Annotated in this window: 14 protein-coding genes and 1 pseudogene; 13 read left to right on the top strand and 2 right to left on the bottom strand. The window is 66.5% G+C overall.

Annotated features, from left to right (window positions below; all coding sequences use genetic code 11):
* Positions 1 to 101 precede the first annotated feature (101 nt).
* The 3 genes and pseudogenes from AC2CGW_RS09690 to AC2CGW_RS09680 all read left to right on the top strand — a co-directional run bounded on the left by AC2CGW_RS09690 (position 102) and on the right by AC2CGW_RS09680 (position 2837).
* Entirely contained in the window at positions 102 to 1241 is a 1140-nt protein-coding gene (locus tag AC2CGW_RS09690) for a glycerate kinase (protein ID WP_484573946.1), read from the top strand.
* Between the two features lie 240 nt (positions 1242 to 1481).
* Positions 1482 to 2300, top strand: a pseudogene (locus tag AC2CGW_RS09685) (PAS domain-containing protein); the annotation flags it as partial.
* Between the two features lie 30 nt (positions 2301 to 2330).
* Positions 2331 to 2837: a methyl-accepting chemotaxis protein gene (locus AC2CGW_RS09680; protein ID WP_426351458.1), complete on the top strand. Its 507-nt coding sequence runs from the start codon at positions 2331 to 2333 to the stop codon at positions 2835 to 2837.
* Positions 2838 to 2847: 10 nt separating this feature from the next.
* Here the strand turns inward: AC2CGW_RS09680 and AC2CGW_RS09675 are convergent, their stop codons facing one another.
* Together AC2CGW_RS09675 and AC2CGW_RS09670 are read right to left on the bottom strand one after the other, a co-directional pair.
* Positions 2848 to 3396, bottom strand: a complete 549-nt coding sequence (locus tag AC2CGW_RS09675; protein ID WP_186711615.1) for a lipocalin family protein — start codon at positions 3394 to 3396, stop codon at positions 2848 to 2850.
* A gap of 343 nt (positions 3397 to 3739) precedes the next feature.
* Positions 3740 to 4480 carry an enoyl-CoA hydratase-related protein gene (locus AC2CGW_RS09670; RefSeq protein ID WP_186665266.1) on the bottom strand — a complete coding sequence of 247 codons (741 nt, stop codon included), beginning with the start codon at positions 4478 to 4480 and terminating at the stop codon, positions 3740 to 3742.
* Positions 4481 to 4577: 97 nt separating this feature from the next.
* Between AC2CGW_RS09670 and AC2CGW_RS09665 the strand changes: the two genes are divergently transcribed.
* The 10 genes from AC2CGW_RS09665 to AC2CGW_RS09620 all read left to right on the top strand — a co-directional run bounded on the left by AC2CGW_RS09665 (position 4578) and on the right by AC2CGW_RS09620 (position 17768).
* Positions 4578 to 5222: a TetR family transcriptional regulator C-terminal domain-containing protein gene (locus AC2CGW_RS09665; protein WP_484573945.1), complete on the top strand. Its 645-nt coding sequence runs from the start codon at positions 4578 to 4580 to the stop codon at positions 5220 to 5222.
* A gap of 70 nt (positions 5223 to 5292) precedes the next feature.
* Positions 5293 to 6009, top strand: coding sequence for a response regulator (locus AC2CGW_RS09660; RefSeq protein WP_288376836.1), 717 nt, complete (start codon positions 5293 to 5295; stop codon positions 6007 to 6009).
* Positions 6010 to 6013: 4 nt separating this feature from the next.
* Positions 6014 to 6787 (top strand): substrate-binding periplasmic protein, encoded by a 774-nt coding sequence (locus AC2CGW_RS09655; protein ID WP_186665260.1) that lies wholly within the window; start codon positions 6014 to 6016, stop codon positions 6785 to 6787.
* Entirely contained in the window at positions 6784 to 9042 is a 2259-nt protein-coding gene (locus AC2CGW_RS09650; RefSeq protein WP_484573944.1) for an ATP-binding protein, read from the top strand. Before AC2CGW_RS09655 ends, AC2CGW_RS09650 begins: the two co-directional genes overlap by 4 nt.
* Positions 9043 to 9208: 166 nt before the next feature.
* The gene (locus tag AC2CGW_RS09645; protein ID WP_186665258.1) at positions 9209 to 10621 is read left to right on the top strand and encodes an amino acid permease; all 1413 of its coding nucleotides are present in this window, start codon (positions 9209 to 9211) and stop codon (positions 10619 to 10621) included.
* 219 nt (positions 10622 to 10840) lie between these two features.
* A complete protein-coding gene (locus AC2CGW_RS09640; RefSeq protein WP_186665257.1) occupies positions 10841 to 11623 on the top strand; it encodes an enoyl-CoA hydratase/isomerase family protein in 783 nt (260 codons plus the stop codon).
* A 42-nt stretch (positions 11624 to 11665) separates the two neighbouring features.
* Entirely contained in the window at positions 11666 to 12826 is a 1161-nt protein-coding gene (locus AC2CGW_RS09635) for an acyl-CoA dehydrogenase family protein (protein WP_065863505.1), read from the top strand.
* A gap of 18 nt (positions 12827 to 12844) precedes the next feature.
* Positions 12845 to 14962: an acetate--CoA ligase family protein gene (locus AC2CGW_RS09630; protein WP_484573943.1), complete on the top strand. Its 2118-nt coding sequence runs from the start codon at positions 12845 to 12847 to the stop codon at positions 14960 to 14962.
* Entirely contained in the window at positions 14955 to 16562 is a 1608-nt protein-coding gene (locus tag AC2CGW_RS09625; protein ID WP_484573942.1) for a 5-guanidino-2-oxopentanoate decarboxylase, read from the top strand. Before AC2CGW_RS09630 ends, AC2CGW_RS09625 begins: the two co-directional genes overlap by 8 nt.
* A 12-nt stretch (positions 16563 to 16574) precedes the next feature.
* Positions 16575 to 17768, top strand: coding sequence for a pyridoxal phosphate-dependent aminotransferase (locus tag AC2CGW_RS09620; protein ID WP_484573941.1), 1194 nt, complete (start codon positions 16575 to 16577; stop codon positions 17766 to 17768).
* Positions 17769 to 17773 lie beyond the last annotated feature (5 nt).

Raw genomic sequence — 17773 nt, 5'->3', positions numbered from 1 at the left:
GCATTTGCCCAAACAACCGGTCGGGCGTTTTGTGCATCCGACCGAGGCCGCTCTGGCGCGCAGCTGTCAGCATGCGGGCTAACAGGACCAGGAGATTCCCCATGAAAGTCGTCATCGCCCCCGATTCGTTCAAGGACAGCCTCGATGCCGCCGGTGTCGCCCGGGCGATCAGCGCCGGGCTGGCCAAGGTCTGGCCCGAGGCCGAGCGTGTCGAGTGCCCGATGGCCGATGGCGGTGAGGGCACCATGGAGGCGATCGTCGCGGCCACCGAGGGCGAGCAGCGCCGCCAGGTGGTGCGCGGTCCGCTGGGGGCGCCAGTGGAGGCGAGCTGGGGCTGGCTGGCGCAGAGCAGTACCGCCGTGATCGAGATGGCCCAGGCCAGTGGTATCCAGTTGCTGCCCAGCGGTGAGCGCAATGCCTGCCGCAGCAGCACCTGGGGCACCGGGGAGCTGATTGCCGCAGCCCTGGCGGCAGGTGCGCAGCGCATCGTGCTGGCAATCGGCGGCAGCGCCACCAACGACGCGGGCAGCGGCATGCTGCGGGCGCTGGGGCTGCGGTTGCTGGACAGCGAAGGCCAGGCACTGGCCGAGGGCGGCTTGGCCCTGGCGCAACTGGCACGCATCGACGCCAGCGACCTCGACCCACGTCTGGCCGAGGTACAGTTCGAGGTGGCGGCGGATGTCGACAACCCCTTGTGCGGCCCCAACGGCGCCTCGGCGATCTTCGGCCCGCAGAAGGGCGCCACGCCTGAGCAGGTGCTGCTGCTGGACCAGGCCCTGGGGCACTTTGCCGACCACTGCGCGCAGTTGCTGGGGGAGGATGTGCGTGAGTTTCCTGGTTGCGGTGCGGCGGGCGGCATGGGCTTTGCGGCCAAGGCGTTCATGGGCGCGCGCTTTCGTCCCGGGGTTGAAGTGGTGGCGGAGCTCGCTGGGCTGGACGGGCTGGTGCAGGGCGCGGACCTGGTGATCACCGGCGAAGGACGTTTCGATGCCCAGACCCTGCGCGGCAAGACCCCGATGGGCGTGGCCCGCGTGGCCAAGCGTCATGGTGTGCCGGTGGTGGTGATTGCCGGCACCCTGGGGGAGGGCTACGAGGCGTTGTATGCCCACGGCATCGATGCCGCGTTCGCTGTGACCAGCGGGCCGATGACGCTCGAGCGCGCTTGTGCCGAGGCCGGGACGCTGCTCGAGGCGCGGGCGGGGGATATCGCACGGCTGTGGCAGGTGGCGCGGGGGGTGTAGGCGCTATTTCTTTCGAGGGGGTTGTGTGGGGGCGAACACCTGTCCGCCCCCACGAATCCCTCCAGCCAACCCCAACGGCACACAACCGTTCATCGGATCAGAAAGTTATTTTGTAACGGCTAATAGCACTTTGATAGCGGCTCTCGGTCTTTCCTGAGATGCTGCATCACATTCTCGTTTGAAAGTGACGGGCCCACGGAATCCGGGGCCTGACGGCCACCAGGGAAGCTGGCTTGCAGGATGCGTGAGTGCTTTACCACACAACTGTTCGCAAGGTGTCCCATGTTCGATCGAAAAATCAAAGCTCGGCTCGCGGCAAGCGAGGCCGAGGTCAAACGCCTGCGTGCGGTGCTCGAGCAACTGGAGCAAGGCAGCCTGGCCCTGCGTCTGGATGCCAACCTGAGAATCATCGCCTGCAACGAAGCATGCGCCGCCGCGCTTGCACAACCCTCGAGGGCGCTGATCGGGCGGCCGCTGAGCGATATCGTCCCCGGCTACGTGACAACCTTGCCCTGCTACCGGCAGTTCACCCAGGCCATATCACGGCTGGAGCCGGTGGCCGACGACTATCGTTTCCTGCGCGCCGACGGCCACATGGTCTGGCTACGCCTGAAGTGGTTGCCAGTGCGCGGCGAGGACGGACGCCTGGACTATGTGCAGGGCTACGGCAGCGAGGTGTCCGCCGAGGTCGGTCAGCGCCTTGAGAACACAGCCTTCATCGACGCGCTGTTCCGCTCGACGGCGATCATCCAGTTCGACCTGAGCGGCAACATCGTCACGGCCAACGAACGCTTTCTCGAGGCCATGGGCTATTCGCTGGAGCGCGTGGTCGGCCAGCATCACCGCCTGTTCTGTCCGGCCGATGAAGCGGCGACACCGGCCTACACGGAGTTCTGGAAGACCCTCAACAGCGGGCGCTATGTCGCTGGGCGCTTCCGCCGACTGGACAGCCGTGGGCAGGAAGTCTGGCTGGAGGCCAGCTACAACCCGGTCTACGACGCCGAAGGCAAGATCAGCCGGGTGATCAAGTTCGCCTCGGTGATCACCGACCAGGTGCGCAAGGAGCAGGCTATCCGTCGCGCTGCGCAAATGGCCCTGGAGGTGTCGCGCAACACCGACGTCAGTGCCCGCGAGGGGGCGAGCGTGGTGCAGGAAGCGGTGCAGACGATGCAGGCGGTGGCCGATCAGATGCACAGCGCCTCGAGCACCATCGAGGCGCTGGGCAAGCAGTCGGTGGTCATCAGTTCGATCGTGCAGACCATCGGCAGCATCGCCTCGCAGACCAACTTGCTGGCGCTCAACGCTGCCATCGAAGCGGCCCGCGCGGGCGAGCAGGGGCGTGGGTTTGCCGTGGTCGCCGATGAGGTGCGCCAGCTTGCAGCGCGCACCAGCGCGGCGACCGAAGAGATCGTCGCGGTGGTGGCGCGTAACCAGCAACTGGCCGATCAGGCAGTGGTGGAGATCGAAAACAGCCGCGAGCAGGCCGGGGTCGGGCTGACCCTCGCAGGCCAGGCGGGCAGCGCCATCACTGACATTCAGGAAGGCGCACGCCGCGTGGTGCAGGCGGTCGGACAGGTGACCCAGGACCTGCGCTGAGCCGCAGGCCTCAGTCGGGCTGGCGCCAGATCAGTTCGCGGGTGTCGTAGCCGCGCTGGCGAGCGACTTCGAGCAACTGGTTGCGTGTGCGTTCGCTCACTGTCGGGGTGCGTGACAGCAGCCACAGGTACTCGCGATTCGGGTGGCCGACCACGGCCACGCGGTAGTCCGGATCGTGGTACAGCACCCAGTATTCGCCCTTGGCGGTATCGGGCGCCAGTTTGCTGAACCAGTTGTCGAACCTCACCCACAGCTTGTCGGTCTGGCCGGGTTGCTGCAGTTGGGCGATGCCGGTCGCCTGCTGCCAATCGCCGTCTTCGTCACGGCAGCGGTTGGTGACATCGACCTGGCCATCTTCGCGCAGTTGGTAATTGGCCTCGGACTGCACGCAGTCACGCTGGAAGAACATCGGCAGGCGTGCCAGTTCGTACCATTTGCCCTGGTACTGCTCGAGATTGACGGGCATGGTCTTGGGTGGCGGTTTATCTGGCGAAGCGCCGACACAGGCGCCCAGGGTCAAGGCCAGGCAGGGAATCAGCAAGGTGGCGCGAATCGCCATGAATAACCTCCGAAATGACTGTGTTGTCACTGCTTGGACACCGGACGTTGGTGAAAGTTGAATCTTTCAGCGTGGCTCCAGTGCCGCGTTCATCATTCGCTCTAGCCCGGCGTACTCGGCGTGGCTGGCCAGGTAGGCGTCGGCGCGCGCTGGCGACGAAGGCGGCATCGACGCGCCCGTCCTGCAAGGCCTGCAACGCCATGTGATGGGTGCCGACGTACACCAGCGCGCCGAAGTAGCGTTGCAAGGGCGTGGTCACCTGGGCGGCGAACTCGACGCTCGGCACCCGGCTGCCGGAGGTGCTGACTGGTGGTGAAATGCTTCTATCGGGTGCAGCCTGCTCCTACACCAACGCCTGCAACGCCGCGCGGGCTTGCTCGCTGGCCAGGCGCTCGATGAACAATGCCGCCTCCCGTTTTACGGTCTCCTCCAGTTCCCGGCGCTGTCCATCCTTGAGCAGGCGTTTGCTGATCCGCAGGGCCTGCTGGGGCATGGCTTGCAAGCGCCTGGCGAGCGCTACCGCGGCCGCCAGGCACTGTTCGCCGTCGTCATGCAGCTCGTTGGCCAGGCCCCAGGCCAGTGCCTGTTCGCCGCTGAGCAACTCGTTGGCCAGCAGCAGCCGCGCCGCCCTTTGATGCCCGAGCAGACGTGGCAGCAGCAGGCTCGAGCCGAATTCCGGGCATACACCCAGGGGGGCGAAGGGCATGCGCAGTTTCGCCGAGCGGCTGACCAGCACCTGGTCGCAGTGCAGCAGCAGGGTGCAGCCGATGCCGATGGCGGGCCCGTTGACGGCGGCGAGCAGCGGCTTGTCCAGTGCCAGCACGGTGCGCATCATGCGAAACACCGGGCTGTCCAGATCACGTGGAGGGTTGTCGAGAAAGTCGCGCAGGTCATTGCCGGCGCTGAAGCAGGTCGCACCGCCGGTCAGCAGGATCACCTCGACGGCCGGGTCTTCGCTGGCCGCCTGCAGATGGCGGTCCAGTTCGCTGTACATCGCGTTGTTGAGCGCGTTGAGCTTGTCGAGGCGGTTGAAGGTCAGGGTCAGCAAACCCTGGTCGAGGGCGCAGGTGATCAGGTCGGACATGGCAGGCATTCTTGTTATTGGCCGGAGCACAGGGTTTATCACGCGCTGCGCCTTGTTGTACAGTCGTTCAGTCCAACCCGCCGCGACGAGAATCCGCATGACCCAGGAAGCCCGCTACAACCGCATGGCGCCCGAAGAACGCAAGGCCATCCTGGTCCAGGCGACCCTGGCCTGCCTCAAGCGCGATGGCTTCCAGGGCGCGTCGATCCGCAAGATTTCCGCCGAGGCGGGCGTGTCGGTGGGGCTGATCAGCCATCACTACTCGGGCAAGGACGAACTGGTCGCCGAGGCCTACCGGGCCGTGACCGGGCGGGTCATGGGCCTGCTGCGCGAGGCCATGGCCCAGGCCGCACCCAATGCCCGCGAGCGCCTGTCGGCGTTCTTTCGCGGATCGTTCTGCGCCGAGTTGCTCGACCCGCAGTTGCTCGACGCCTGGCTGGCCTTCTGGGGGGCGGTGAAGACCGCCGAAGCGATCAACCAGGCGCACGACCATTCCTATTCCGAATACCGCAACGAACTGGCCACGCTGCTGGCGGCGCTGGCAGCGGAGGAGGGCTGGCAGGCCTTCGACGCGGACCTCGCCGCGATCAGCCTGAGCGCCTTGCTCGATGGCCTGTGGCTTGAGTCGGGGCTCAACCCCAACACCTTCACCCCGGAGCAGGGCGTGCAGATCTGCGAGGCCTGGGTCGATGGCCTGCAGGCGGGTGGGCGTCGACGCTTCAGCCTGCCGGGAGGCTGTTGATCGGTCGTTCAGTACCGGGTAGGCTGCTGGCGCGGGTTTCAGAACAACATCAAAGAAGAGACCACACGCAATGACACCTCGGGTACTGGTCGTCGACGACGATCCGCTCATTCGTGACCTGTTGCAGGCCTATCTCTCGCGGGAAGGCTACGACGTACGCTGCGCCGACACTGCCGAAGAGGCCGAGCGCTGCCTGGCCAGCCAGCCGGTGGATCTGGTCATGCTCGACATCCGCCTGCCGGGCAAGGACGGCCTGACCCTGACCCGCGAGCTGCGGGTGCGCTCGGAAGTCGGCATCATCCTGATCACCGGACGCAACGATGATATCGACCGGATCGTCGGCCTTGAATGCGGCGCCGACGACTACGTGATCAAGCCGCTCAACCCGCGCGAACTGGTGTCGCGGGCCAAGAACCTGATCCGCCGTGTGCGCCACGCCCAGGCAAGCCGTTCTGGCGCCATCGCCAGCCCTTGCCTCAAGCAGTTCGCCGACTGGGCGCTGGACAGCGACCGGCGCCGGTTGATCGACCCGCAGGGCGGTGAAACCCTGCTGACCCATGGCGAGTTCCAACTCCTCAGCGTGTTCCTGCGCAACAGCGGCCATACCCTCAGCCGCGACCAGTTGATGGACCAGATCCGCAACCGCGAATGGGTGCCCAACGACCGTTCCATCGACGTGCTGGTCGGCCGTCTGCGGCGCAAGTTGCACGACGACCCGGCCGAACCGCAACTGATCATCACCATCCACGGCACCGGCTATCTGTTCACCGCCAGCGTGGCGGCCTGAGATCATGCGCGGCCTGTGCTGCCTGGGCCTGTGGCTGTTGAGCCTGCCGGCGTTCGCCGGGCAGCCGGTGCGCTATTGCGACTACCCGGTGTACCCGCCGGTGTCCTGGAGTGATGGCAAGCAGGTGCGGGGGCTGGCGCCGACCGTGGTGCGCGAGTTGTTCGCACGCCTGGGGCTGGAGGTGCAGATCGTGGTGCTGGGCAACTGGAAGCGCTGCCTGCTGGACGCGGCCGAAGGGCGGGTGGATGTGGTGCTGGCCTACAGCAGCGAGCAACGTGACCAAGGCATGCGCTTCTCCCGTGTGCCGGTGCTGCGCGAGGAGGTCGCGGTGTTCGTCAACCGCAAGCGGCCGGTACGTTTCGAGCGGCTCGACGATCTTGCCCGCTATCGCGGCGGGCTGCTGTTCGGCGAAAGCTACGGCCCGGCCTTCGACCGTTTCGTTGCCCGTCACCAGAACATCGAATGGGTGTCGTCCAGCCAGCAGAATTTTGGCAAGTTGATTCGCGGGCGCATCGATTTCGTGATCCAGGAGCGGCGCACGGGCGAGCTGTTCGTCGAGCACCTGCCCGGTGCGGGCGATATCCAGGCCCTGCCTGCGGCGCTGAGTGTCGACTACCTGCGTGTCGCAGTCTCGCGCCATAGCCCCTTGAGCCTGCGCATGGACGAGATCGACGCGCAGTTGCAGCAAATGACCGAGCGCGGCGAGATCGACAACTGGCTGCATCAGAGCGAAGTGACCTACCGCGACATGATCGCGCAACCGGCAGCTGCACGATGATCCGCCTGCGTGCCGATGGCCTGCTGCGCCGCCTGCTGCTGTTCATCCTGCTGTTCAGCCTGTGCTTCACCGTGCTGGCCAGCGCCGTGCAGCTGTATTTCGAGTACCGCCGCGAGATGCGCGATATCGACGCGCGCATGGAACTGATCCGCGCCGGTTACCTGGCGAGCCTGGAGCGCAGCCTGTGGGACCTGGACCAGGAGCAGCTCAACGTGCAGTTGCGCGGGTTGGTGGACTTCTCCGATGTGGCACGGGTGCGGCTGGACAGCAGCGACTTCCAGCTGCTGCAAGGCCAGGCAGAACCTGCGGGGCCGCTGCGCATCGAGCGCTTCGCCCTGGATTTCCAGCCGCCCACCGGGCCGACGAGGCACCTTGGCACGCTGGAGGTGAGCATCGACCTGGGCGCGGTGCACCAGCGCCTGTTCGCCACCGGGCTGACCAGCCTGCTGTGGATGAGCGTGTTTCTCTGCGGTTTGGCCGTGGCGCTGTCGGGGTTGTTCTATCGCCTGGTCACGCGCCATCTGCAGGTGATGGCCGAGTTCGCCCGGCGTGTCGCTGCAGGCCACTGGCAGGAGCCGCTGCGCCTGGACAAGCGCCGCTCGGCCCGGGTGGACGAGATCGATACCGTGGCCCATGCCCTGGACGACATGCGCCGGTCGATCCTGAGCGATATCGAGCGTCGCGAGCAGGACCGCCTGGCCTTGCAGGGCAAACGTGACGAGTTGCAAGCCATGGTCGAGCGGCGCACCGAAAGCCTGGCGCGTGCCAAGGATGAGGCGGAGGCGGCGAACCTGGCCAAGTCGCGCTTCCTGGCGACCATGAGCCATGAGTTGCGCACCCCGCTCAACGGTATTCTCGGCATGGCCGAGTTGCTGCGTGGCAGCAGCCTCGACCCCCAGGCAAGCAGGCGTCTGGAGGCGCTGTACAAGGCGGGCGAGGGCTTGTCGGCGATCCTCAACGAGGTGTTGTTCTTTGCCCGCCTTGAAGAGGGTGAAAGCCACCCGGAGCCCGTGGACTTCTCCTTGCGCCGGCTCTGCGACGAGGTGCTGACGCTGCTCGAACCCCGCGCCACGGCCAATGGCACCGAGCTGGACTGCCATGTCGATACCCGGCTGGCTGCGCATCAGTTCGGTGCCGAGCAGTACTTGCGCCAGGTGCTGAGCAACCTGCTGGCCAACGCGATCAAGTTCACCGAAGGCGGGCGGGTCAGCCTTGAGGTGCAAGTGCTGCAGGCGCAGCGCCAGTGGGTGCGGGTGCAGGTCAGCGATGACGGTATCGGCATCGCCCCGGCGATGCAGGCGCGGATCTTCGAGCGTTTTACCCAGGCCAGCGAAACCGTGGCTAGGCGTTACGGCGGCACAGGATTGGGGCTTGCAATCTGCAAGCACCTGATCGGACGCCTGGGCGGTCGGATCGGCGTGGACAGCCGCGAAGGTCAGGGCAGTTGCTTCTGGTTCGAGGTGGAGCTGCCCGCGGGCCGCGACGTTGCCGCCGAGTCCGCCAGCCAGGGGCTTTCGCCTGCCCTCGAGATCCTGGTGGTCGAGGATGTGGCGCTCAACCGCGAGGTGGCGGGCAGCTTGCTCGAGCGTGACGGGCACCGTGTCAGCTTCGCCGAGGATGCGACGCAGGCGCTGGCGGTCTGCGCGCAACGACCCTTCGACCTGCTGCTGCTGGATGTGCACCTGCCGGGCATGAGCGGTGTCGATTTGTGCCGGCGACTGCGCGCTGGCGCCGGGCCGAATCGGCAGACGCGAATCCTGGCCCTGACGGCGGGCGTGCAACCGGCCGTGGTACGCGGCTACCTGGAAGCCGGGATGCAGGGGGTGCTGGCCAAGCCGTTGCGCCTGGACAGCCTGCGTCGTGCACTGGCGCAGGTCGAGCCGCTGCCGACAGTGACCGCCCCGGACACCGTCCTCGACCTGGCCCTGCTGCAGACCCATCGCCAGTTGCTGGGGGAGCAGAAGGTCCAGGGGCTGTTGGCTGTGCTGCGCCAAGGGCTCGACGAGCAACGCGGGGCATTGCTCGATGCACTGCGGCTCGGCGATTGCACTCAGGCTGCGGACCTGGCCCATCGCCTGGCCGGCAGCAGCGATTCGCTGGGGTTGTGCGGGTTGGCCACGACGTTGCGGCGTGTCGAGGCCGTGGCGGTGGCGCTGGACGCCCCGGCGCTTCAAGGGTTGGAGCAGCCCCTGCAGAGGGCATTGGACGAGGCACGCAGGTTGCTGGAACGGCTGATGCAGAGCGGTCGTACATAATTCTTACGACTTTTTACATCTTCGATCTTCAGCTTCAACGTCCGCTTACATCGCTTTCCAATAATCCAGGGCAACCGTGTGGTTCGCGGTCCGTCAGGCTTATTGGAGATAAGAATAATGAAAGGTCCCAAAGCTCAGCCCAACGCCATTATTGTGGAGGTGCGTCATGTCTGAGCCCTCCGAACGCAAAGGCATCCACCTAACTCGCGCGCTCAAGAGCCGGCATATCTTCATGTTGTCGTTGGGCGGCGTGATCGGCACCGGCCTGTTCATGGGCTCCGGGGTGACCATCAACCAGGGTGGCCCGATGGGCGCAATCCTGGCTTACCTGGTGGCAGGCTTGCTGATGTACCTGGTGATGGTCTGCCTGGGTGAGCTCTCGGTGCAGATGCCGGTATCGGGCTCGTTCCAGGCCCACGCGACGAAATACATCGGCCCGGCCACGGGCTTCATGATCGGCTGGGTGTACTGGATGAGCTGGGCCACCACCGTGGGCCTTGAGTTCACCGCCGCCGGCATGCTGATGACCCGTTGGTTCCCCGAGGTGCCGATCTGGTACTGGTCGGCGCTGTTCGTTGCCGTGCTGTTCGGTCTCAACGCCCTGGCCACCCGGGCGTTCGGTGAGGCCGAATATTGGTTCTCGGGGGTGAAGGTGGCGGCGATCCTGGGCTTTATCATCGTCGGCATCCTGGTCATCTTCGGCGCCATCCCGCTGACCAGCGGCGCACCGGCGCCGATGCTCGACAACCTGGTTGGCGACTCGCTGTTCCCCAACGGGCTGCCAGCGGTATTCGCGGTGATGATGACCGTGGTCTACGCCTTCCAGGGCTGCGAGATCATGGGGGTGGCGGCAGGTGAGACCGACCAGCCGGAAAAGAGCATCCCAAGGGCGGTGCGCAACGTGGTGTTCCGCGTACTGATCTTCTACGTGCTGGCCATCGCGGTACTGTCGGCCATCGTGCCGTGGCAGCAGGCCGGGCTGATGGAAAGCCCGTTCGTGCAGGTGTTCGACATGGTCGGCATCCCGTACGCGGCCGACCTGATGAACTTCGTCATCCTTACCGCCATTCTTTCGGTGGGCAACTCCGGACTGTACGCCTCCACGCGCATCCTCTGGGCCATGTCCAAGAGCGGCATGGCGCCGAAAAGCCTGTCGCCACTGAGCTCGCGCGGTGTACCGCTGCGGGCGCTGAGCATCACCCTGTGCTTTGCCCTGGTGTCGCTGATGACCAGTTTCATTGCCGCCGACACCTTGTTCATGGTGCTGATGGCGGTGAGCGGGATGTCCGGGACCGTGACCTGGATCGTCATCGCCCTGGCGCAATACCGCTTCCGCCGTACGTTCCTGCGCGAGGGCGGCAAGCTCGAGGACATCAAGTACCGCGCGCCTCTGTACCCGCTGATCCCGCTGCTGTGCATCACCCTGTGCAGCTCGCTGTTCGTGTTCCTGGCACTGGATGAAACGCAGAGGCCGTCGCTGTACTGGGGCTTTGGCTTCATTGCCCTGTGCTACCTGGCGTACTTCGTGATGAACCGCAAGCGTTCGCAGACCTTGGTGCCGACGGCGCCTGGGGTTTGAATCTTCGCTGAGGCCACTGGCCTTTTCGCGGGCAAGCCCGCTCCTACAGATGTGATCTCTGTAGGAGCGGGCTTGCCCGCGAAAAGGCCCTGCGCAACACCCCAAAACCCCGATTGTTCGAAGTTGTAACAGCCCCATATCCGCCGATTGCCGCCTTGTTGAACGCTCGTTTAGTATCTCGCCCAAGCCCACCCCAACCACAACAACTCGAGGCTTCCCATGACCAGCCTGTTGACCACCCTCGAAGCCGGTGTCGCCTGGATCACGCTCAACCGCCCCGACCAGCGCAATGCCCTGGACATCCCCACCCTCAAGCACCTGCACAGCCTGCTCGAAGACTTCAACGCCGACCCCGCCGTGCGCGTGGTGGTGCTGACCGGCAGCGGGCGCAGCTTCTGCGCCGGGGCTGACCTTGCCGAATGGGCCGAGGCCGAAGCCCGCGGCGCCCTGGAAAGCTACGGCTGGACCGAAACCGCCCATGCCCTGATGCAGCGCCTGCACACCCTCGACAAACCCACCGTCGCCGCGATCAACGGCACCGCTGTCGGCGCCGGCATGGACCTGACCCTGTGCTGCGACCTGCGCATCGCCGCCGCTTCGGCGCGCTTCAAGGCCGGCTACACCAGCATGGCCTACAGCCCCGATGCGGGCGCCAGTTGGCACCTGCCGCGGCTGATCGGCAGCGAGCAGGCCAAGCGCCTGCTGTTCCTCGACGAGTTGTGGGGCGCCGAACGGGCGCTCGCCGCAGGCCTGGTGGGCGAAGTCTGCGCCGACGACCAACTGCTGACCGTCACCGCCGAACTCGCCTCACGCCTGGCCCAGGGCCCGACCTTCGCCTTCGCCCAGACCAAGCGCCTGATCCGCGACGGTGCCCAGCGCACCCTGGCCGAGCAATTGGCGGCGGAGCTGGCCGCCGGGCTGCTGTGCGGGCGCAGCGAGGACGGTGCCGAGGCACTGCGCGCCTCCGTCGAGCGCAGGCCCGCGCGCTTCGTCGGTAAATGACCTTCCAGCACCTCCCCAGTACCTTCTTCAGGACCATGCCAGATGAATTTCCAACTGACCCAAGAACAAGAAATGTTGGTGGAAGCGGTACGCAGTTTCGTCGCCAAGGAGCTGCTGCCCCACGAGGAAGAGGTCGACCGCGCCGACGCGGTGTCGCCCGAGCTTGCCGCGCAGATCCGCGGCAAGGCCATCGCCGCAGGCTTCTATGCCTTCAACATGCCCGAGGAAGTCGGCGGTGGCGGGTTGGACTACCTGTCCCAGGCGCTGATCGAGCGTGAGTTGTCCAAGGTTTCCTGGGCCGTGCACGTGTTCGTCGCACGCCCTTCGAAGATTCTCATGGCCTGCAAGGATGAGCAGATCAACGACTACCTGCTGCCCAGCGTGCAGGGCGAGAAGATCGATTGCTTCGCCCTCACCGAACCTGGCGCCGGCTCCGATGCCAACGCCATCAAGACTCGCGCCGTGCGCCAGGGCGACGACTTCGTGATCAACGGCAGCAAGCACTTCATCAGCCATGCCGGGCATGCCGACTTCGCCATCGTCTTCGCCGTCACCGACACCTACGAGCACAATGGCCGCAAGCGCAATGCCGTGACCGCTTTCCTGGTCGATCGCGGCACCCCCGGCATGACCATCCGCCGTGGGCCCAAGTGCGTGAGCAACCGTGGCTATCACACCTACGAGCTGTTCTTCGACGACTGCAAGGTGCCCGCCAGCAAGGTGCTGGGCGAGGTCGGCAAGGGCTGGGAAGTGGCCAACGCCTGGCTGACCGCCGGGCGGGTGATGGTCGCCGCCAACTGCGTCGGCCAGGCCCAGCGTGCACTGGACCTGTCGCTGCAGTGGTCGGCGGATCGCAAGCAGTTCGGCCAACCGATCGGCAGCTATCAAGGCGTGTCGTTCAAGCTCGCCGACATGGCCACGCAGATCCGCGCTGCGGAGCTGCTGACCCTGCACACCGCCTGGAAGATGGACCAGGGCAGCATGACCGATGGCGAGGCCGGCATGGCCAAGCTGTTCGCCAGCGAAGTGTTGGGCAAGGTCGCCGACGAAGCGGTACAGATCTTCGGTGGCATGGGCCTGATGGACGAAGGGCCGGTGGAGCGGATCTGGCGCAACGCGCGAATCGAACGGATCTGGGAGGGGACATCGGAGATCCAGCGGCACATCATTTCCCGCGAACTGCTGCGCCCTCTGTTGCGCTGATCGGGCTGGAGAATACTCATGTCGCAGTCGATTCGTGACAACCTCAAGCGTCTGCTGGCGCCGCGGCACCTGGCCTTCGTCGGTGGCCGCAGCATGGCCCGCGCCCTCAAGCGCTGCGCCGAAGGCGGGTTCCAGGGCCCGATGTGGCTGGTCAACCCGCAGCACACCAGCATCGATGGCATCCCGTGCGTGGCCAGCGTCGCCGAGCTGCCGTGCGGCCCGGATGCCGTGTTTATCGCCACCAACCGCGAGCTGACCCTGGCCTGCGTCGAGCAGCTCGCCGCGCTCGGTGCCGGCGGCGCGATCTGCTATGCCTCGGGCTTCGCCGAAAGTGGCGCCGAGGGCGAGGCCTTGCAGCAGCGCCTGCTGCAGGCGGCCGGTAGCATGGCCCTGCTGGGCCCCAACTGCTATGGCCTGCTCGACTACCTGCACAGCGCCGCGCTGTGGCCGGTCGCCCATGGCGGCAAGACGGTCGAGAAGGGCGTGGCGATCCTCACCCAGAGCGGCAACTTCGCCTACAACCTGTCGATGAGCGACCGTTCGCTGCCGGTGGCCTACATGGCCTCGGTCGGCAACCAGGCGCAGCTGGGCGTGGCCGAGTTGATGGATGTGCTGCTGGACGATCCGCGCGTCACCGCCATCGGCCTGCATCTGGAAGGGTTGAAAAATGTACCCGGCTTTGCCCGCGCCGCGCACAAGGCGCTGGAGCGCGGTACGCCGATCATCGCGCTGAAGACCGGCGTGTCGCAGATCGGTGCCGAACTTGCGCTCAGCCACACCAGCTCGCTGTCTGGCTCCGACGCGCTGTACGACGCCTTGTTCAAGCGCCTGGGCGTGATTCGCGTGAGCGGCCCGGTAAGCTTCGTCGAAACCCTCAAGGCCGCCGCTTGCGGGCAGTTGCCCCAGGGCGACCGGCTGATTGCCCTGGCCTGCTCGGGCGGTGACGCCGGGCTGATCGCCGATTATGCCGAGCGCAACCATCTGAGCCTGCCCAAGCTCGAGCAGACCCAGGTCGATGAACTGGCCCAGGTGCTGCCCAGCTACGCCAACCTGGTCAACCCGCTGGACTTCACCACGGCCATCTGGGGCGACGACGAGGCACTGCAGCGCATGCTCGACAGCGCCCTGCGCAGCGACGCCGATGCGGCGATGCTGGTGCTCGACTATCCGGCGGAGTTCACCGGCGAGCGCAAGGAGTGCGACCTGCTGCTGGCGCTGTACTGCCAGGCCCTGGCGCGTCACGGCAAGATCGGCTTCGTCACCTCGGCCTTCCCCGAGCTGCTGCCGGCCAGCGCCCGTGAGCGTCTGCATGCCCATGGCATCGCGGCGTTGCAGGGCGTGGAAGATGGCCTGGCGGCCTGGGGGCGGATCGTTGAGTACCAGGCCAATCGACAGCGCCTGCTGGCGTTGGGCGAGTCCGCGCTGGTGCCGTTGTGCCCGCAGGCACTGACTGGCAAGACCCGCTTGCTGGACGAGTGGCAGTCCAAGCAGGCCCTGCGCCCCTTTGGCTTGCCGGTCCCGGACGGTCGGCTGAGCACCCCCGGTTCGGCGCTGGCCGATTCGGCCATTGTCGGCTTTCCGTTGGTGCTCAAGGCGGTCAGCGCACAGTTGCCGCACAAGACCGAAGCTGGCGCGGTGGCGCTGAACCTGCGTGATGGCCGGGCGCTCGAGGCGGCGCTGCACCAGATGCGCGAGCGTATCCATGCCCACGCGCCACAGGTGCCGTTCGATCGAGTACTGCTCGAACCGATGGCCGAGCCAGCGTTGGCCGAGCTGATCGTCGGCATCAAGCGCGAGAACGGCTTTGCCCTGGCACTGGTCATCGGGGCGGGCGGGGTGCTGGTCGAATTGCTCAAGGACAGCACCAGCCTGCTGCTGCCCACCACCGATGGCGCCATCCGCGCGGCCTTGCTCGGGCTGCGCAGCGCCGGGTTGCTGCAGGGTTTCCGCGGGCGTCCGGCGGCCGACCTGGATGTTCTGGTGGCGGCGATCCGCGCGGTGGCCGACTACGCCTGCGAAAACGCCAGCCAGCTGCTGGAGCTGGACGTCAATCCATTGATGGTCGGCGCCAATGCCACCACGGCGGTCGATGCACTGATCCGCCTGGGCCAGGCCCGAGGAGATGAACATGCATGACAAACCCTTGACCGGCGGCCAGGCCCTGGTCCGATTGCTGGCCAACTATGGCGTCGACACCGTGTTCGGCATTCCCGGCGTGCACACTTTGGAGCTGTATCGCGGCCTGCCTGGCAGTGGTATCCGCCATGTGCTGACCCGCCACGAGCAGGGCGCAGGCTTCATGGCCGACGGCTATGCGCGCATCAGCGGCAAGCCGGGCGTGTGTTTCGTGATCACCGGCCCCGGTGTGACCAATGCCGCCACTGCCATCGGCCAGGCCCACGCCGACTCGATTCCGTTGCTGGTGATCTCCAGCGTCAACCACAGCGCCAGCCTGGGCAAAGGCTGGGGCTGCCTGCACGAGACTCAGGACCAACGCGCGATGACCGCGCCGATCACCGCCTTCTCGGCGCTGGCCCTGAGCCCGGAAGACCTGCCTGAGCTGATCGCCCGCGCCTGGGCGGTGTTCGACAGCGAGCGGCCCCGGCCGGTGCATATCTCGGTGCCGCTGGATGTGCTGTCGGCAGCGGTGGCGCGTGACTGGAGCGCCGAAGTGGTACGCCGCCCTGGCCGCAGCGTGCCGGACCGCACTGTGCTGGATCAGGCGGCGGCCAGGCTGGCCGCTGCCAGGCGCCCGATGATCATCGCGGGCGGTGGAGCACTGCAGGCGGGGTCCGAGCTGTCTGTACTGAGCGAGCGCCTGGCTGCACCGGTGTTCACCAGCGTGGCAGGCAAGGGGCTGCTGCCGCCTGAGGCGCCGCTCAGTGCCGGTGCGAGCCTGTGTGTGGAGCCGGGCTGGCAGATGATCGCCGAGGCGGACGTGGTGCTGGCGGTGGGGACCGAGATGGCCGACACCGATTTCTGGCGCGAGCGCCTGCCGATCAACGGCGAATTGATTCGTATCGATATCGACCCGCGCAAGTTCAACGATTTCTACCCGTGCGCGCTGGCATTGCAGGGTGATGCGCGCCTGACCCTGGCCGGGGTGCTGGAGCATCTGCCGGATATTCGCCGCGATGCCACGGCGGCTATCCATGCGGTTGCCGGTCTGCGCGAGGCGGTGAGGGCAGGGCATGGGCCGTTGCAGCGATTGCACCAGGGCATTCTCGATCGTGTGGCCCGGGCGTTGCCGGACAATGCCTTCATCAGTACCGACATGACGCAGTTGGCCTACACCGGCAACTACGCCTTCCCCAGCAAGACACCGCGCAGCTGGCTGCATCCCACGGGGTACGGAACCCTGGGCTATGGTCTACCGGCGGGGATCGGCGGCATGTTCGCCGGGGGCGAGCGTCCAGGCCTGGTGCTGGTGGGGGACGGCGGGTTCCTGTACACCGCGCAGGAGCTGGCCACGGCGGTCGAGGAACTGGACCGGCCGCTGGTGGTATTGCTGTGGAACAACGATGCGCTCGGGCAGATCCGCGACGATATGCTGGGCCTGGATATCGAACCCATCGGCGTGCTGCCGCGCAACCCCGACTTCATCGGCCTGGGCCGTGCCTTCGGCTGCGCCGTGGCGCAGCCCGGCAGCCTCGATGAGCTGGAGCAGGACCTCAGGAACGGATTCGCGCGCAACGGCGTCACCCTGATCGAACTCAGGCACGCCAGCGCCCATTGATGGAGGCTTTTCATGCGTTTTTCCAAGCTGACCCAGCGCATCGCCGGTGACGGCGCTGCGGCCTGGGAGATCCACTACCGCGCCCTCGAGCTGCAGGCTCAGGGCCGCGACATCCTGCTGCTGTCGGTGGGCGACCCGGACTTCGACACCCCGGCGCCGATCGTCCAGGCCGCCATCGACAGCCTGCAGGACGGCCACACCCATTACTCCGATGTGCGCGGCAAGCATGCCCTGCGCCAGGCCATCGCCCGGCGCCACCAGCAGCGCAGCGGCCAGGCCGTCGATGCCGATCAGGTGACGGTGCTGGCCGGTGCCCAGTGCGCGTTGTTCTGCGTGGCCCAGTGCGTGCTCGATCCGGGTGACGAGGTGATCGTCGCCGAGCCGATGTACGTCACCTACGAGGCCGTGTTCGGCGCCTGTGGCGCCACGGTGGTGCCGGTGCCGGTCAAGCCCGAGCATGGTTTTCGCGTGCAGGCCGAGGATGTTGCCGCGCGCATCACCCCGCGTACCCGTGCGCTGGCCCTGAACAGCCCGCACAACCCCTCCGGTGCCAGCCTGCCGCGCAGCACCTGGGAGGCGCTGGCCGAGTTGTGCGTGGCCCATGACCTGTGGTTGATCAGCGACGAGGTGTACAGCGAGCTGTTGTACGAAGGCGAGCACATCAGCCCTGGCAGCCTGCCGGGCATGGCCGACAGGACGGCGACGCTGAACAGTCTGTCCAAGTCCCACGCCATGACGGGCTGGCGAATCGGCTGGGTGGTCGGCTCGCCAGCGTTGGCCTGCCATCTGGAGAACCTGGCGCTGTGCATGCTGTATGGCTCGCCGGACTTCATCCAGGATGCCGCCGTGGTGGCGCTGGAGCAGCGCCTGCCGGAGCTCGAAGCGATGCGCGAGGCCTATCGACAGCGGCGCGACCTGGTCTGCGAACGCTTGGCCGATTGCCCGGGGGTGAAGGTGCTCAAGCCTGATGGCGGGATGTTCGTGATGGTCGATATCCGCCAGACCGGCCTCAGCGCCCAGGCGTTTTCCAGCCTGCTGCTGGAGGAGCATGGCGTGTCGGTACTGGCGGGGGAGGCGTTCGGGCCGAGTGCGGCGGGGCATATCCGCCTGGGGCTGGTGCTGGGTGCCGAGGCCCTTACCGAGGCTTGCCGGCGGATTGCCCGGTGTGCGGCGCAGGTGCTGGAGGGCAGGGTGGTCACGGGGTGAGGCGC

It is taken from the genome of Pseudomonas sp. SYWMCR5, from assembly GCF_057197165.1.
Note: the sequence above shows the minus strand (reverse complement) of the source record. Positions and strands in the feature narration are given on the sequence as shown.

Excerpts from the sequence above, each read along its gene's own strand:
- AC2CGW_RS09690 (WP_484573946.1), top strand. The coding sequence starts at position 102 with ATGAAAGTCGTCATCGCCCCCGATTCGTTCAAGGACAGCCTCGATGCC.
- AC2CGW_RS09680 (WP_426351458.1), top strand. The coding sequence starts at position 2,331 with ATGGCCCTGGAGGTGTCGCGCAACACCGACGTCAGTGCCCGCGAGGGG.
- AC2CGW_RS09675 (WP_186711615.1), bottom strand. The coding sequence starts at position 3,396 with ATGGCGATTCGCGCCACCTTGCTGATTCCCTGCCTGGCCTTGACCCTG.
- AC2CGW_RS09670 (WP_186665266.1), bottom strand. The coding sequence starts at position 4,480 with ATGTCCGACCTGATCACCTGCGCCCTCGACCAGGGTTTGCTGACCCTG.
- AC2CGW_RS09665 (WP_484573945.1), top strand. The coding sequence starts at position 4,578 with ATGACCCAGGAAGCCCGCTACAACCGCATGGCGCCCGAAGAACGCAAG.
- AC2CGW_RS09660 (WP_288376836.1), top strand. The coding sequence starts at position 5,293 with ATGACACCTCGGGTACTGGTCGTCGACGACGATCCGCTCATTCGTGAC.
- AC2CGW_RS09655 (WP_186665260.1), top strand. The coding sequence starts at position 6,014 with ATGCGCGGCCTGTGCTGCCTGGGCCTGTGGCTGTTGAGCCTGCCGGCG.
- AC2CGW_RS09650 (WP_484573944.1), top strand. The coding sequence starts at position 6,784 with ATGATCCGCCTGCGTGCCGATGGCCTGCTGCGCCGCCTGCTGCTGTTC.
- AC2CGW_RS09645 (WP_186665258.1), top strand. The coding sequence starts at position 9,209 with ATGTCTGAGCCCTCCGAACGCAAAGGCATCCACCTAACTCGCGCGCTC.
- AC2CGW_RS09640 (WP_186665257.1), top strand. The coding sequence starts at position 10,841 with ATGACCAGCCTGTTGACCACCCTCGAAGCCGGTGTCGCCTGGATCACG.
- AC2CGW_RS09635 (WP_065863505.1), top strand. The coding sequence starts at position 11,666 with ATGAATTTCCAACTGACCCAAGAACAAGAAATGTTGGTGGAAGCGGTA.
- AC2CGW_RS09630 (WP_484573943.1), top strand. The coding sequence starts at position 12,845 with ATGTCGCAGTCGATTCGTGACAACCTCAAGCGTCTGCTGGCGCCGCGG.
- AC2CGW_RS09625 (WP_484573942.1), top strand. The coding sequence starts at position 14,955 with ATGCATGACAAACCCTTGACCGGCGGCCAGGCCCTGGTCCGATTGCTG.
- AC2CGW_RS09620 (WP_484573941.1), top strand. The coding sequence starts at position 16,575 with ATGCGTTTTTCCAAGCTGACCCAGCGCATCGCCGGTGACGGCGCTGCG.